The organism is Mesorhizobium escarrei, from assembly GCF_935825525.1.
Taxonomy (GTDB): Bacteria; Pseudomonadota; Alphaproteobacteria; order Rhizobiales; family Rhizobiaceae; genus Mesorhizobium; species Mesorhizobium escarrei.
In genome coordinates this window covers 86,872-100,714 of sequence record NZ_CAKXZT010000115.1, presented here as the reverse complement: position 1 = coordinate 100,714, position 13,843 = coordinate 86,872, and the positions used below count along the sequence as shown (strand labels likewise).

The window sequence follows — 13,843 nt, the reverse complement described above, 5'->3', positions numbered from 1 at the left end:
CCACCGGTTTTGCCCCGGTTACAAACTTTCTACCTAAGCCTTTGTTCCAACGCAAAAAACCCGCCGCACCTTTCGCCAAGCCGGTCAATGAGGCCTGGATTTCAATCCCTATTGGGCCGCACCTAAATTCCAGATGTCCCGATGCAGGCGCCATGTCCCGTCGTCGCCCTTTTTCCAGACGACGATGTACTTGCCCGCAAGGGTGGAGAGGGCGCCGTCTTTGCTCGGCACATCGAGCGTAAATGCGCCAACTTCGTAGGCGAGGTTCGCGCTCTCTTCCACTTCCAGCGCCTTCAGGGTGAGATTCTTCATCCCGCCTTTGATCGCGCCCTGCCAGAATTCTTCCACGCCCTTGCGGCCATCGATGCGCTTGCCGTCGGGCGGCAGCAAGGCAGCGTCCTCGGTATACAATTGACCCACCGCCGCCGCGTTTCCGCTGTTGAAGGCGTCCGTGAATTTCGGCAGCGCCGCTTCGATGTCCTCGCGAGCCGACTGGGCGGCCGCAGACAATGCAGACGAAAGAAGCAGCACAGCAGCAAATGCGAATGACTTAACCGGTCTCATCTCGTCCTCCCTTTGCGTGATCGACATATCTACCGGATGAATAGCACGCCCAACCCGAGTGCGCCGCCGCGCCCGCTCAATCGGCCAGACCTGATTTGCATTAGGCTGGCAGCGACGATCATCGATCCCGTGGCGACGATCGGCTCAAGCGCCGGATTTCCATGCAGCATCAAGTAGAGGGCCGGCAACCCAAGCCATTGCGGGCGGCCCGGCAGCCTGTTGGGGGTGACCGGCTGGCCACCGGGCCTGACCGGCTTGCGGCCGGCTGGCGGAAACATGCGCTCACACTAATATAATTGCAACATCGAGATGCCGCTGCGCACAGCGAGTTTGACGATCTCGCGTCCCGAAGCGGATGATGCGGCCGGAAAGCGATTTCGGTTCGATCGTCCGCGTGGAAAACGCTAGCCAGCACGCCGCAGGTGTTCGACAAGGGCGCGCAGCTTCGGCGCGACGTTGCGACGGCTCGGATAATACAGGTAGAAGCCGGCAAAGCGTGGGCAATAGTCGACGAGAACCGGCACCAGTTCGCCCCGACCGATCCACGGGCGAAAGCTTTCCTCCATGCCGAAAGTGATGCCGGCACCGGCAATGGCGAGCTTTATCATCAACGCCATGTCGTTGGTCGTGATCTCCGGCGCGACCGCGACGCTGAACTCCTTGCCGTCCTCGGCGAATTCCCAACGATAGGGCGCGACCTTCGGGGCGCGGCGCCAGCCAATGCAGCGATGATCAGCGAGTTCCTTCGGATGCGAAGGCGCCCCAAACCGATCGCGATAGGCCGGCGCGCAGACGGCCAGCTGCCGCTCGTCACCGGCGACAGACACCGCGATCATGTCCTGCTCGATCACCTCGCCGAGCCTGACGCCGGCATCGAATCCCTCGGCGACGATATCGAATTCCTCGTCCGTCACCGTGATGTCGATCTGAACCTCCGGATTGGCTTCGGCAAAGGCCGCCAGGAACGGCCCTGAAAGAAAGCGCTCGGCGATCGACGAGACGGCGAGCCGCAACTGCCCGCGCGGACGCCCGCGCAGGTCCCCGGTGCTCTCCATTGCCGCGCGCATGTCGGCAATGGCGGGCGCTATCTCGGCGTAGAGGCGTTCGCCAGCCTCGGTAAGGCTGACGCTTCGCGTCGTGCGCTGGACCAGCGCGATACCGAGCGTCTCTTCAAGCCGCTTCATCGTCTGGCTCACCGCCGAGCGGGTGACGCCCATTCGGTCCGCAGCCGCGCGAAAGCTTCGCTCCTCGGCGACGAGGGCGAAGACGGCAAGCGCATTGAGATCCGGCTGCATTGGTTAGCTGTGCTTTCGACGCTGTGAACAAATGGTCGTCTTATCGCAACAGTGAAACAGATCCATCTTCATGGCAACCGCTGCATGGCGGTTCGCAACAGCAACCAGACGGAGACGAAACATGTCCCTCAACAAAGTCGTGCTCATCACCGGGGCTTCGAGCGGCATTGGCGCCGCCATCGGCCGGGAGCTCGGTGCCGCCGGAGCAAAGCTCATGCTCGGTGCGCGCCGCACCGATCGGCTGAACGCCCTCGCAGAAGAGATCAGGGCAAAGGGCGGGGAGGCAATGACACGCCGCCTGGACGTGACCGACCGCGCCGATGTCGCCGCCTTTGCCGAGGCGGCGCGCCAGGCCTGGGGGCGCGTCGACGTGATCGTCAACAATGCCGGCGTCATGCCGTTGTCGCTGATGGCCTCGATGAAGGTCGATGAATGGGACCGAATGGTCGATGTCAACTTCAAGGGCGTGCTCTACGGCATCGCTGCCGTGCTGCCGGAGATGACGGCCCGGGGCTCCGGCCATGTCGTCAACATCGCCTCCATCGGCGCGCTTTCGGTATCGCCGACAGCCGCGGTCTATTGCGCAACCAAATACGCTGTCCGCGCCATCTCCGATGGCTTGCGGCAGGAGCACGACAACATCCGCGTCACCTGCATCCATCCCGGCGTGGTCGAGAGCGAGCTCGCTGACACGATCACCGATCCGATCGCGGTGGAAGCGATGAAGGCCTATCGCGCCATAGCGCTGCAGCCCGACGCGATCGGCCGTGCCGTACGCTTCGCCATCGAACAGCCGGACGATGTCGACGTGAACGAGATCGTCATCCGGCCGACAGCCAGCAAGTAGGGAGGCAAGAATGGATTTTCGTTTTGATAATTCCTGCATCGCGATTGCCGTCGCGTTGCTGCTCGGCGCGGTTCCTCAAACCGCCAGATCGCAGACGATGGAAGAGCGGCTGCAACGCGGCGACGCCGTTGTCAGGAGCCTGAACAATGGCGCTCCGCAGCCTGCGCTGGAACGCATGAGACAGGAGTTTCCGTTCCTGGCCGGAGCAACCCAGGGCTATGCGCTCGGCGACGTCTGGTCCCGCCCGGGGCTCGACGGCCGCACACGCCAACTCGCCGCCGTCGCGGTATTCGCAGCCATGGGTGAGACTGCCTTCATGAAAATTCATGCCGGTTATGCGCTCAACATCGGCGTGTCCGAGCAAGAGCTGAAGGAAGTCATCTACATGGTGACGGTCCCGGCCGGATTTCCCCGTGCGATCGCAGCATCGCAAACGCTTTCCGAGCTGTTCACAGAACGTCGCGCCGCTCCCGGCAAACAACCCTGAGGAGCTGTCCCATGAAACAGATTTCTCTACTTGCCGCTGCCGTGTTCCTTATCGGCGCGGCCGTCTTATCCGCACAGAAAGGCCTCGCTCAGATGAACTCGCAAAATTCCGCTACCCAACCTTCGGCAAGCCACCCCTATGTCGGGATGTGGGTCACGGCCGATGGCTATATCCGCCACAACTTGCTTCCAAACGGTCGCTATGACGAAGCGCGCGGAAGCCGTGACAGCGCATACCAGGGGCGCTATGAGATCCGGGGAAATCACATCGACTACTGGGACGACACCGGCTTTACCGCCGACGGAACGTTCATCGACGGCGTGCTGCACCACGCCGGCATGATCTTGTATCGGGAGAAGTAGACATCAGTCGCATCTCGATAAAAGGTTTCGCATGGCGCCGCTGCATCATATGTAATTTGCTGCAAAGCAAAACAGGGGCTCGCCTTGCCAAACGAACCACGTTCTCCACGGCTTGCAGTGCTGATCGACGCGGACAATACTTCGGCCAAGATTGCCGACGGCTTGTTCGAGGAAATCGCCAAGATCGGCGAGGCAAGCGTCCGTCGCATCTACGGCGATTTCTCCAGCACTCGCTCGAAGGCATGGGCCGATGTGCTGTCGAAGCATGCGATCATCCCGCAGCAGCAATTCGCCTACACCACCGGCAAGAACGCATCCGACATCACGCTCGTCATCGATGCCATGGACCTTCTCCACAGCGGGCGGTTCGAAGGCTTCTGCCTGGTGTCGTCCGACAGCGATTTCACCCGCCTTGCCGCTCGCATCAGGGAGCACGGCATCGACGTTTATGGATTTGGCGAGCAGAAGACGCCGGAGAGTTTCCGGCAGGCATGCCGCCGGTTCGTCTACACCGAGAACCTGCTACCGACTGCGACAGCCAACGCGAACGACGCGGCGCCGGCGAAATCCTTGCAGCCGCCCAGCGCGGCGACGCCGGTCATCACCAAGGTCATTTCACAGATGGGAACCGAGGATGGCTGGGTGCCGCTCGGGATTGTCGGCAATCAGCTCGCCAATCTGGCATCGGACTTCGATCCTAGGACCTTCGGCTTTCGCAAGCTGAGCGATCTCGTGCGCAAGACCAATGCCTTTGAGATCGATCATCCCGAGGGTGGAGCGATGCGCATAAGGCTCAAGCCAGCTGTGAAGAGCCGAGAGAAATCGAAGTCGGCTGCATCGCGCTGAGCCCTGCAAAAAGCTAGTTGTGCCAGTCCGATTGGTGTCCGATTGGCCTCTGGTCGGACCACAATTTCGCTGGCGAAAAACCGCCATTCGGCGTATTATTCTCGTGGCAGAGAGTTCATGGTGGAGGATGCCAATGAACGTCGTTTCGAGAGCGCCTGTCGTCGACTTGCCGGCCCATGAACTTGTTTCATCCGCGCTTTCAAAATTCCGCGCCGGCGACACCATATCGACCAGAGCCGCAATAGATATCATCCGCCGGGCAGGCCCGGCTTGTGCGGACAGCGACGACCAACTGGTCGAGCTTATCGTCATGACCGCAATTGGTAGGACCATGGGGATCGTATTCGACCATCGGTGCCGATAATGCACATCGCCCGGCCCTCAATTGGCTTGCGCACTATCTAAAATCAGACTGGCCACGTAAGCCACTCAGTAACCATGAATTGTGATCGGGATGGATCGCGCCATTCGCTATCGGAACGGATAACTCCGCTGCGCCGTTGCTGTCCTTGGAGTCAAGGAGTGGCGGCAATGCGTGATGAACAATTCGACGTTCCGGTGACGATCGAGAGCGAACGGACCGGACGCCCGCTTTCTGTGACGAGAACGGTCCAGGCGGCCTCGCTTCTGGTCGACAAATGGCCAAACGAAAAGCGCGGGCCGAAATATCGAGCGGCCTTGAAAGCCATGATGGATGCGATGGAGCAGCGGCGGGCGGTTGGCAGTGCGCGGCGGGCATTCACGGCCGCCGCCAAGGAAGCCCATGTGTTTGTGCGCGAAGGCCGGCATTGAAACGCGTCACGTCTGAAGAGTTCGCTGCGACGCGCTTTTGGTTCTTGTTTTTAGGCATGTCGTTGTCCCAAAACCGCTGCGCAGCTTTGGGCGAAATGCATTAAGGAACCTCACGAAATCTCCGCCGTTATGCTCCAGGTCTAAGAGACTGTTTCGAAAATCGCTCCGGCGACTCATATGGTGGTGGTTTCGAGAACCGGAGCGCAGCGGACATTTGGGTCCGTGAGCACCGGAAGCGCAGAAAAGGCCATCAGATGGCCGCCGGAGTAGACTTTCCAAACAGTCTCTAAGTGAGGAGAGAACTGCCATGCCCGACGACAAGACCAAGACCGACAACCGCGATCGCTCACAAGTAGCCGGCGACGAAGACTATGAGGTGAGGCATCTCGCCGAGGAAGCCGGCATCACTCCCGACCAGGCTCGCACGCTGATCAAGCGCCACGGCACTGACCGCAAGGTGCTGAACGAAATCGCCAAGAGCATAAAGGCATTGTGATGGCTGACAAACGGACCGCAATGGCCGATCGGAAGAGACGCCAACCGGACGACAAGGAGGCTCTGCGCCTGGCCGAGACTACCGACGTTTCGCCCAACCAGGCGAAGGACCTGATGCGCAAGCACGGCAAGGACAGCGCCAAGGTCGAGAAGGAAGCGAAGAACTTCAAGGCCGAAGGCTGAGCCGCCGACTTGGCGGCGCGTCCGCCCTCGAAGCCCCTCATCGGCTTCGCACGCTTCGCCTGGTTGCGTTGTGGGCGGGCTATCCTTTATCAATTTTCTAACAAATTCGGCCTATTCCCGTTCTAACCATGGGAGCTGGGCTTTTGGCACATACAGAGAAAATCGCTGCGCGACGCGCCGTCGCGCTGTCGGTTGTCGTGCCGTGCTACAATGAAATCGGTGGGGTCGCCGAACTTTACCGGCGCGTCACCGCCGTTTGCCGTGAACAGGCGGGGCATTCCTACGAGATCGTGCTGGTCATCGACGGGGCCACCGACGGCACCCGCGAGGCCATCTTCGAACTCGCCAAACAGGACATCCACGTCGTCGGCATAGACCTCGCCCGAAATTATGGCCACCAGATTGCGCTCAGCGCCGGCCTGGAGTTTTGCCGCGGCCAGCGCATTCTCATTCTCGATGCCGACCTCCAGGACCCGCCGGAACTGCTCAAGGCCATGATGGCAAAGATGGATGAGGGGTTCGACGTCGTCTATGGCCAGCGGCTGAAGCGGCAGGGCGAAGGCTGGTTCAAGCGCGCAACCGCCGCATTGTTCTACCGTCTGCTGCGCAAGATGGTCGACGTCGACATGGCGCTCGATTCCGGGGACTTTCGCCTGATGAACCGCCGCGCGCTCGATCATCTCAATGCGATGCCGGAGCGTTACCGCTTCATTCGCGGCATGGTGAGCTGGATCGGCCTGAAGCAGGTGGCCTTTGCCTATGAGCGGCACCAGCGCTTCGCAGGCACCACGCATTACCCGTTGAAGAAGATGGTGCTTCTGGCGATGGATGCGATGACCAGCTTCTCCATCGTGCCCCTGCGGTTCGCCTCGCATCTCGGCATGATCTTCGGCTTTCTCGGTCTTGCTGCGCTGGGCTACACGCTGTTCTCATGGATTGCCGGCAGCGTGTTGCCCGGCTGGACCAGCCTGGCCGCAATCGTCCTGATCCTCGGCAGCGTCCAGCTTCTGGTCCTTGGGATTTTCGGGGAATATCTCGGGCGCATGTATATGGAGACCAAGCGGCGGCCGCTCTACCTCATAAACGAGATCGCTGCCCATGATCCTGCCGCCGGCAAACTGCCCGTCCATCGCCTTCAGGAAATGGCCGAGGAACTGACGAAGGGAGCCGCGCGTGCTTCAGGCCGAATTTGACCAGTTCGCGCTGGAATATCAGCAGCAGCATGCCGCAAGTATCCGGCTGAGCGGCGAAACCCCGGATTTCTTCGCGCAGTACAAGATCGCCGACGTCGCAGCAAGGCTGGCTCGCTCCAATATGAAGCCGCGGCGGATACTCGACTTCGGCGCTGGAGTCGGCAATTCGCTGGGGCCCATGCGCGCCGCATTTCCCGACAGCGAAATCACCTTGCTCGACCCCTCATCGCAGTCGCTCGACATCGCCCGCAAGCGCTTTCCCGGCCAGGCCGATTTCCGGCACTTCGACGGCGAAACCATCCCCTATGACGACGCGAGTTTCGATCTCGCCTTCGCCGCCTGCGTCTTCCATCACATCCCCGACAACCTCCATGTCGGCCTGATCAAGGAGATCGGGAGAGTGCTGACCGCTGGTGGCAGCTTCTTCCTGTTCGAACACAATCCCTGGAATCCGCTGACGACGCACGCGGTGCGAAACTGTGCTTTCGACGAGAACGCAATCCTGATCAACAGCCGCGATTTGCGCAAGCGAATGGCTGCGGCCGGCTTCTCCAAACCCGATGTCGTCTACCGGATCTTTTTCCCACGCGTGCTTGCAAGATTGCGACCCTTGGAGCGCTTCCTGACCAGGATGCCCATGGGAGCCCAATATTTCGTGCATGCGGTCAAGCCTGCCGTTTGAGCGGACGCCCTGCCCTTGGACGAGCGACAAGATGAAACCGCCAATCGATCTGCCGCAGAGCGGCCTGGAGCTATGATATGAACGGGATTCAGGCGACCGCAGCGACCATTGCGACTGCGTCGTCGGTCAACGGCGCGCAGCGGGCCAGGGTGATGTTCTGCCTGCTCGTCGCGCCTGTCGTGGCATTCGCGCTTTCCGCCCACGCCCAGGCCATCCTGCAGGACCCCGACAGTTGGTGGCAGGTCAAGGTCGGGCTCGATCTGCTGGCAAATCGTGCCTTCCCGGTTGTCGACAGCTATTCTCATACTTTCGCCGGCCAGCCGTGGATCGCCAAGGAGTGGCTTGGACAGGTTCTCCTTGCGCTCGCCTACACGGCAAGTGGCTGGAACGGCGTGGCGGTGCTGATCATCTCAACCATTGCCCTGACCGGCACGCTGCTGTCATGGTATCTCAGCACCTGGTTGAGGCCGACGGTGGCAGTCGGACTGGCCTTGTTGGTGGCGGCCTTGATCGCCCCGATCTACACGGCGCGACCGCACATCTTCACCTTCCCCATCATCGTGATCTGGACCGCAACGCTTTTCCGCGCCGCGCGCGATGAACAGGCACCGCCTCTATGGCTGCTAGCCCTGCTTGTGCTGTGGGCCAATCTCCACGCGACCTTTACCATCGGCTTCGTCATCGCGGCTTTCGCTGGCCTCGATCTTCTTGTGCGGACCCGCCTGTCCAACCCAGTGCTGCTTGCGAAATGGATTGGCTTCGGACTGCTTTGCCCGGTGGTTAGCCTGATCAATCCCTATGGTATCAAGGCCATCCTTGCCACTTTCACCGTGGCCTATGGCAATGAAGCGGTTCCCTTGATTATCGAGTGGGACCCCTTCGACGCCTCGGATCAACGGTTCCAGGAAGTGGGTATCCTGATGTTCTTTTTCGCGCTGCTTGTGTCGAGACTTCGTATCGGCTGGGCGAAGGCGCTGTTCATCATCTTCGCCTTGCATGTTTATCTCACCCATGTGCGCTTCATGTACCTGTTCTTCCTGCTGGTGCCGATCGTGCTTGCGGCCGAGATTGCGCAGCAATATCCAGCACTTTCCCTGGCGAAATGGCTGACCGACAGACGCGACGGGTTGGAACGGTTTTTTGCAGAGCGATTTTACCGGATCTGCGGCGTGACAGGGGTCTTGCTGCTGGCGGCAACTGCAATGCTCACCAGCGCCTATCCGGTCGCGCCGAGCCAGAAGACCTCGGCCAGGGATGCGCTCGCATTCGTCGAAAGCCATCATCTGTCAGGCAATGTGCTGAATTCATACAATTTTGGCGGCAGCCTGATTTTCCATGGCATCAAGACATTCATCGACGGCCGGACAGATCAGCTCTTTCTCAACGGCTTCATGAAGACAGATGCCGAGACAGGACGCAGCGGTGGAAAGCCTGTCCTCGAAGCCCAGCTCGAGAAGCATGCGATAGACTGGGCCTTGCTGACGCCGGACGACAGCCGCATTCCATTCTTCGATGAACTGGGCTGGAAGCGAGCGTATGCGGACGACTATGCCGTGATCTATACGCGCGATCGCTGATTTTCGGCAGCTTCGCGCCGGCGCACGACTCGTCTTTGAACGCAGTGCGCTGAGCTCGCGACGGCAAAATCCCTATAGGATCTTTATTTCTTTCCTCTTTGCCCCGGCTCGAACCTTTATGGGGTTTTGACCCATATTCCGTCGGGAAGGACATATCTCGGTCGCCTCGCGACAGAGTGACCTCACATGACCTCAACCCTGCCGGCTGCAGGCAAGGCAGTGCAAAACGAAAAGGGAATAAGTCCGATGGACATTGTCGTTCTCGGGATAGGGTTTTTGTTTTTCGCCCTGTTCTTCGCCTTCGTCAAAGCCTGCGACAGTCTTTAGGCGGAAGGACCGCAACATGCTTGTCGACTATATCCTCGGTGGCGCTGTGACCCTGTTCCTTCTCGCCTACCTGACATACGCCCTCGTTCGCCCAGAACGTTTCTGAACGGCAACTGGCGAAGGCACGGAAAGCTATTTCAATGACTTTCAACGGATGGATACAGATCCTCGTCTATTGCGGGATCGTCGTTTTGCTGGTGAAGCCGCTCGGCGGCTACATGTATCGGGTTTTCAGCGGCGACCGCACAGTCCTCTCGCCGATTTTGGCTCCTGTCGAGCGGAGCCTTTATCGTATCTCGGGGACCAGCGAGCGTGAGGAGCAGCACTGGACGACCTATGCCGCGGCCTTGCTGTTCTTCAACCTCGCCGGCTTCCTGGTGCTCTACGTCCTGCAGCGGCTGCAAGGCAGCCTGCCTTACAATCCGGCCGGCATGAGCGCCGTCGAACCCGGGCTCGCCTTCAACACCGCCGCCAGCTTCATGACCAACACCAACTGGCAGAACTACGGCGGTGAAAGCACGATGTCTTATCTCGTGCAGATGGCCGGCTTCACCGTGCAGAACTTCCTGTCCGCAGCGACCGGCATCGCCATCGCAATCGCGCTGATCCGCGGCTTCACCAAGGCTTCCGGCAAATCGATCGGCAATTTCTGGGTCGATATGACCCGGTGCACCCTCTACCTGCTGCTGCCGCTGTGCATCGTGCTGACGCTGGTCTATGTCTATCTCGGCATGCCGCAGACGCTCAGCGCCTACATCGACGCCACAACCCTGGAGGGCGCGCGGCAGACGATCGCGGTCGGCCCTGTCGCCTCGCAGATCGCCATCAAGATGCTCGGCACCAATGGTGGTGGCTTCTTCAACGCCAATGCCGCGCATCCCTTCGAAAATCCCGACGCGATCTCTAACCTGATCCAGATGGTCTCGATCTTCGCCATCGGTGCGGCACTGACCAACGTCTTCGGTCGCATGAACGGCGACCAGCGCCAGGGTTGGGCGATCTTGACTGCAATGGGCGTCCTGTTCATCGCCGGCGTCGCCGTCTGCTACTGGGCGGAAGCATCAGGCAATCCGCTGGTGCATGCGCTGGGCGTCGACGGCGGCAACATGGAAGGCAAGGAAACGCGCTTCGGCATCGCTTTGTCGGCGCTGTTTGCGGTGATCACCACCGCCGCGTCCTGCGGCGCCGTCAACGCCATGCATGACAGCTTCACAGCGCTTGGCGGCATGATCCCGATCATCAACATGCAGCTCGGCGAGGTCATTGTCGGCGGCGTCGGCGCCGGTCTCTACGGCATCCTGATGTACATCGTGATCGCCGTCTTCGTCGCCGGACTGATGGTCGGACGCACGCCCGAATATCTCGGCAAGAAGATCGAGGCCAAGGAGGTCAAGATGGCGATGCTCGCCATTCTCTGCCTGCCGCTGGCGATGCTGATCTTCACCGCCATCGCGGTGGTGCTGCCGACCGGCGTCGCTTCGATGGCCAATGCCGGCCCGCACGGCTTCTCCGAGGTTCTCTATGCCTACACCTCGGCTGCCGCCAACAACGGCTCGGCCTTTGGCGGCCTGACCGGCAACACGCCCTGGTACAACATCACGCTCGGCATGGGCATGCTGATGGGTCGCTTCCTGGTCATCATCCCGGCTCTGGCGATCGCCGGTTCGCTGGTCGCCAAGAAGACGGTGCCGGCCTCCGCGGGCACCTTCCCGACCGACGGGCCGCTGTTCGTCGGGCTGCTGGTCGGCGTCATTCTGATCGTCGGCGGCCTCACCTTCTTCCCGGCGCTGGCGCTCGGACCGATCGTCGAGCACCTGGCTGGCATCCACGGGCAGATGTTCTGAACCTTCCCACCTTGGATCAAAGTCATGTCCTGGCTCGAAACCATACGTCGCAAGATTCGGCATCGCGCCGATCAGGAAGGGGCAACCACGCCGCCTTTCCCGACCCCGCCTCCTTTCCCGACCTTGTCGACGTTCTTCGGCATTGCGGCAGTCATGATCTTGATCTGGCTGCTGGCCTCCGGGCTTCCGCATCTTCTTTCGGCCTACGATCGATCGGCGCCATCCAACAACATCGATACTGGAGCCACTAAATGAGCCAGTCCAAATCCGCGGTTATCATGGATGCCCGCATCCTGCTGCCCGCCATCGACGGCGCCTTCAGGAAACTGAACCCGCGCACCCTGATGCGCAATCCGGTGATGTTCGTCGTCGCCGTCGTCTCGGCGCTCACGTCAGTCCTGTTCGTCAAGGATCTCGTCACTGGTGGCGGCGATCTCGGCTTCTCGCTGCAGATCATCATCTGGCTGTGGTTCACCGTGCTTTTCGCCAACTTCGCCGAAGCGGTCGCCGAAGGCCGAGGCAAGGCGCAGGCCGATTCGCTGCGTAAGGCTCGCACCGAGACCCAGGCCAAGCTGTTGAGCGGCGACGACCGCACCAAGTTCAAGCTGGTGCCCGGCACCAGCTTGAAGGTCGACGACGTGGTGCTCGTCGAGGCCGGCGACATCATTCCATCGGACGGCGAGGTGATCGAAGGCGTCGCTTCGGTCAACGAGGCGGCGATCACCGGCGAATCCGCTCCGGTGATCCGTGAATCCGGCGGCGACCGTTCGGCGGTGACCGGCGGCACGCAGGTTCTGTCTGACTGGATCCGCGTGCGCATCACCGCGGCCTCCGGCCATACGTTCCTCGACCGCATGATCTCGCTGGTCGAAGGCGCTGCGCGCCAGAAGACGCCCAACGAGATCGCGCTCAACATCCTGCTCGTTGGCATGACGCTGATCTTCGTGCTGGCGACGGCAACGATCCCGAGTTTCGCCGCCTATTCGGGCGGCCACATTTCGGTGACCGTCCTCGTCGCCCTGTTCGTCACCTTGATCCCGACGACCATCGGCGCGCTGCTTTCGGCCATCGGCATCGCCGGCATGGATCGCCTGGTGCGGTTCAACGTGCTGGCGATGTCGGGCCGCGCCGTCGAGGCGGCGGGTGACGTCGACACGCTGCTGCTCGACAAGACCGGCACGATCACGCTCGGCAATCGCCAGGCGACGGCATTCCGCCCGGTCAAGGGCGTCACCGAGCAGGAGTTGGCCGACGCGGCGCAGTTGGCCTCCCTTGCCGATGAAACGCCGGAAGGCCGCTCGATCGTCGTGCTGGCGAAGGAGAAATACGCCATCCGTGCCCGCGACATGGCAACACTGCATGCCGCTTTCGTGCCCTTCACCGCGCAAACCCGCATGAGCGGCGTCGACCTCGATGGCTCCTCGGTTCGCAAGGGCGCGGTCGATTCGGTGCTCGCGCTCGTCAATCAGTCGACCGTCGCCACGCATGGTGCGCGCCCCAGCAGCGACACCGTCCGCGACCTCCAGGCGATCGCCGACGACGTCGCCAAATCCGGCGGCACGCCGCTTGCGGTCGAGCGCGACGGACGCCTGCTCGGCGTCGTCCATCTCAAGGATATCGTCAAAGGCGGCATCAGGGAACGCTTCGCCGAACTGCGCAAGATGGGTATCCGCACGGTGATGATCACCGGCGACAACCCGATGACGGCGGCGGCGATCGCGGCGGAGGCCGGCGTCGACGATTTCCTTGCCCAGGCGACGCCCGAGGACAAGCTGAAGCTCATCCGCGACGAACAGGCCAAGGGCAAGCTCGTCGCCATGTGCGGCGACGGCACCAATGATGCGCCTGCCCTTGCGCAGGCCGATGTCGGCGTTGCCATGAACACCGGCACGGTCGCCGCACGCGAAGCCGGCAATATGGTCGACCTCGACAGCGATCCGACCAAGCTGATCGAGATCGTGGAAATCGGCAAGGCGCTGCTGATGACGCGCGGCTCGCTGACGACCTTCTCCATCGCCAACGACGTGGCCAAGTATTTTGCCATCATCCCGGCCATATTCGCCGTCTTCTACATCGCGCCGGGGCACACATCAGGTCCGCTGCAGGCGCTTAACATCATGCATCTGGCAACGCCGCAGAGCGCCATTCTCTCGGCCATCATCTTCAACGCACTGATCATCGTCGCGCTGATCCCGCTGTCGCTGAGGGGCGTCAGATATCGCGCGATCGGCGCCGGCGCGCTGCTCAGCCGCAACCTTCTTGTCTACGGCCTCGGCGGCATCATCGTCCCCTTCGTCGGCATCAAGGCGATCGACATGGCCATCACCGCGCTTGGCCTCGCATAAGGAA

General features: G+C 61.3%; 18 protein-coding genes. 15 read left to right on the top strand and 3 right to left on the bottom strand.

Going from position 1 to position 13,843, the window contains the following annotated elements:
- Positions 1–108: 108 nt before the first annotated feature.
- The 3 genes from NMG80_RS09055 to NMG80_RS09045 form a co-directional block, all read right to left on the bottom strand.
- Positions 109–564: a YybH family protein gene (locus tag NMG80_RS09055; RefSeq protein ID WP_254017801.1), complete on the bottom strand. Its 456-nt coding sequence runs from the start codon at positions 562–564 to the stop codon at positions 109–111.
- A 29-nt stretch (positions 565–593) separates the two neighbouring features.
- Positions 594–842, bottom strand: coding sequence for a hypothetical protein (locus NMG80_RS09050; protein WP_254017800.1), 249 nt, complete (start codon positions 840–842; stop codon positions 594–596).
- Between the two features lie 126 nt (positions 843–968).
- Positions 969–1,859, bottom strand: a complete 891-nt coding sequence (locus NMG80_RS09045) for a LysR family transcriptional regulator (protein WP_254017799.1) — start codon at positions 1,857–1,859, stop codon at positions 969–971.
- Positions 1,860–1,980: 121 nt separating this feature from the next.
- Between NMG80_RS09045 and NMG80_RS09040 the strand changes: the two genes are divergently transcribed.
- From NMG80_RS09040 to kdpB, 15 genes are all read left to right on the top strand, one after another.
- A complete protein-coding gene (locus NMG80_RS09040; RefSeq protein WP_254017798.1) occupies positions 1,981–2,706 on the top strand; it encodes an SDR family oxidoreductase in 726 nt (241 codons plus the stop codon).
- 10 nt (positions 2,707–2,716) lie between these two features.
- A complete protein-coding gene (locus NMG80_RS09035; RefSeq protein WP_436798571.1) occupies positions 2,717–3,193 on the top strand; it encodes a carboxymuconolactone decarboxylase family protein in 477 nt (158 codons plus the stop codon).
- Between the two features lie 92 nt (positions 3,194–3,285).
- A complete protein-coding gene (locus NMG80_RS09030) occupies positions 3,286–3,555 on the top strand; it encodes an Atu4866 domain-containing protein (RefSeq protein WP_254017805.1) in 270 nt (89 codons plus the stop codon).
- Between the two features lie 84 nt (positions 3,556–3,639).
- Complete coding sequence (locus tag NMG80_RS09025) at positions 3,640–4,401, top strand: NYN domain-containing protein (RefSeq protein WP_254017797.1); 762 nt, start codon at positions 3,640–3,642, stop codon at positions 4,399–4,401.
- 531 nt (positions 4,402–4,932) lie between these two features.
- Positions 4,933–5,193 carry a DUF982 domain-containing protein gene (locus NMG80_RS09020; protein WP_254017796.1) on the top strand — a complete coding sequence of 87 codons (261 nt, stop codon included), beginning with the start codon at positions 4,933–4,935 and terminating at the stop codon, positions 5,191–5,193.
- A 307-nt stretch (positions 5,194–5,500) separates the two neighbouring features.
- Positions 5,501–5,689, top strand: a complete 189-nt coding sequence (locus NMG80_RS09015) for a DUF3606 domain-containing protein (protein ID WP_023797481.1) — start codon at positions 5,501–5,503, stop codon at positions 5,687–5,689.
- Positions 5,689–5,871, top strand: a complete 183-nt coding sequence (locus NMG80_RS09010) for a hypothetical protein (protein WP_254017795.1) — start codon at positions 5,689–5,691, stop codon at positions 5,869–5,871. The genes NMG80_RS09015 and NMG80_RS09010 overlap by 1 nt, the downstream gene beginning before the upstream one ends.
- A gap of 143 nt (positions 5,872–6,014) precedes the next feature.
- On the top strand, positions 6,015–7,064 hold the full coding sequence (locus NMG80_RS09005; RefSeq protein ID WP_254017794.1) for a glycosyltransferase family 2 protein: 1,050 nt from the start codon (positions 6,015–6,017) through the stop codon (positions 7,062–7,064).
- Positions 7,045–7,746 carry a class I SAM-dependent methyltransferase gene (locus tag NMG80_RS09000; protein WP_254017793.1) on the top strand — a complete coding sequence of 234 codons (702 nt, stop codon included), beginning with the start codon at positions 7,045–7,047 and terminating at the stop codon, positions 7,744–7,746. The genes NMG80_RS09005 and NMG80_RS09000 overlap by 20 nt, the downstream gene beginning before the upstream one ends.
- A 77-nt stretch (positions 7,747–7,823) precedes the next feature.
- Positions 7,824–9,323, top strand: coding sequence for a hypothetical protein (locus NMG80_RS08995; RefSeq protein WP_254017792.1), 1,500 nt, complete (start codon positions 7,824–7,826; stop codon positions 9,321–9,323).
- 186 nt (positions 9,324–9,509) lie between these two features.
- Entirely contained in the window at positions 9,510–9,650 is a 141-nt protein-coding gene (locus NMG80_RS08990; protein WP_254017791.1) for a hypothetical protein, read from the top strand.
- Positions 9,651–9,666: 16 nt separating this feature from the next.
- Positions 9,667–9,756, top strand: coding sequence for a K(+)-transporting ATPase subunit F (locus NMG80_RS08985; RefSeq protein WP_036266998.1), 90 nt, complete (start codon positions 9,667–9,669; stop codon positions 9,754–9,756).
- A gap of 34 nt (positions 9,757–9,790) precedes the next feature.
- Positions 9,791–11,494: a potassium-transporting ATPase subunit KdpA gene (kdpA, locus tag NMG80_RS08980; RefSeq protein WP_254017790.1), complete on the top strand. Its 1,704-nt coding sequence runs from the start codon at positions 9,791–9,793 to the stop codon at positions 11,492–11,494.
- Between the two features lie 24 nt (positions 11,495–11,518).
- Entirely contained in the window at positions 11,519–11,749 is a 231-nt protein-coding gene (locus NMG80_RS08975; RefSeq protein ID WP_254017789.1) for a hypothetical protein, read from the top strand.
- Positions 11,746–13,839, top strand: coding sequence for a potassium-transporting ATPase subunit KdpB (gene kdpB, locus NMG80_RS08970; protein WP_254017788.1), 2,094 nt, complete (start codon positions 11,746–11,748; stop codon positions 13,837–13,839). Before NMG80_RS08975 ends, kdpB begins: the two co-directional genes overlap by 4 nt.
- Positions 13,840–13,843 lie beyond the last annotated feature (4 nt).

What these genes read in the sequence shown, in the direction of transcription:
- NMG80_RS09055 (WP_254017801.1), bottom strand. Translation starts at nt 564, where the DNA reads ATGAGACCGGTTAAGTCATTCGCATTTGCTGCTGTGCTGCTTCTTTCG.
- NMG80_RS09050 (WP_254017800.1), bottom strand. Translation starts at nt 842, where the DNA reads ATGTTTCCGCCAGCCGGCCGCAAGCCGGTCAGGCCCGGTGGCCAGCCG.
- NMG80_RS09045 (WP_254017799.1), bottom strand. Translation starts at nt 1,859, where the DNA reads ATGCAGCCGGATCTCAATGCGCTTGCCGTCTTCGCCCTCGTCGCCGAG.
- NMG80_RS09040 (WP_254017798.1), top strand. Translation starts at nt 1,981, where the DNA reads ATGTCCCTCAACAAAGTCGTGCTCATCACCGGGGCTTCGAGCGGCATT.
- NMG80_RS09035 (WP_436798571.1), top strand. Translation starts at nt 2,717, where the DNA reads ATGGATTTTCGTTTTGATAATTCCTGCATCGCGATTGCCGTCGCGTTG.
- NMG80_RS09030 (WP_254017805.1), top strand. Translation starts at nt 3,286, where the DNA reads ATGAACTCGCAAAATTCCGCTACCCAACCTTCGGCAAGCCACCCCTAT.
- NMG80_RS09020 (WP_254017796.1), top strand. Translation starts at nt 4,933, where the DNA reads ATGCGTGATGAACAATTCGACGTTCCGGTGACGATCGAGAGCGAACGG.
- NMG80_RS09015 (WP_023797481.1), top strand. Translation starts at nt 5,501, where the DNA reads ATGCCCGACGACAAGACCAAGACCGACAACCGCGATCGCTCACAAGTA.
- NMG80_RS09010 (WP_254017795.1), top strand. Translation starts at nt 5,689, where the DNA reads ATGGCTGACAAACGGACCGCAATGGCCGATCGGAAGAGACGCCAACCG.
- NMG80_RS08995 (WP_254017792.1), top strand. Translation starts at nt 7,824, where the DNA reads ATGAACGGGATTCAGGCGACCGCAGCGACCATTGCGACTGCGTCGTCG.
- NMG80_RS08990 (WP_254017791.1), top strand. Translation starts at nt 9,510, where the DNA reads ATGACCTCAACCCTGCCGGCTGCAGGCAAGGCAGTGCAAAACGAAAAG.
- NMG80_RS08985 (WP_036266998.1), top strand. Translation starts at nt 9,667, where the DNA reads ATGCTTGTCGACTATATCCTCGGTGGCGCTGTGACCCTGTTCCTTCTC.
- kdpA (WP_254017790.1), top strand. Translation starts at nt 9,791, where the DNA reads ATGACTTTCAACGGATGGATACAGATCCTCGTCTATTGCGGGATCGTC.
- NMG80_RS08975 (WP_254017789.1), top strand. Translation starts at nt 11,519, where the DNA reads ATGTCCTGGCTCGAAACCATACGTCGCAAGATTCGGCATCGCGCCGAT.
- kdpB (WP_254017788.1), top strand. Translation starts at nt 11,746, where the DNA reads ATGAGCCAGTCCAAATCCGCGGTTATCATGGATGCCCGCATCCTGCTG.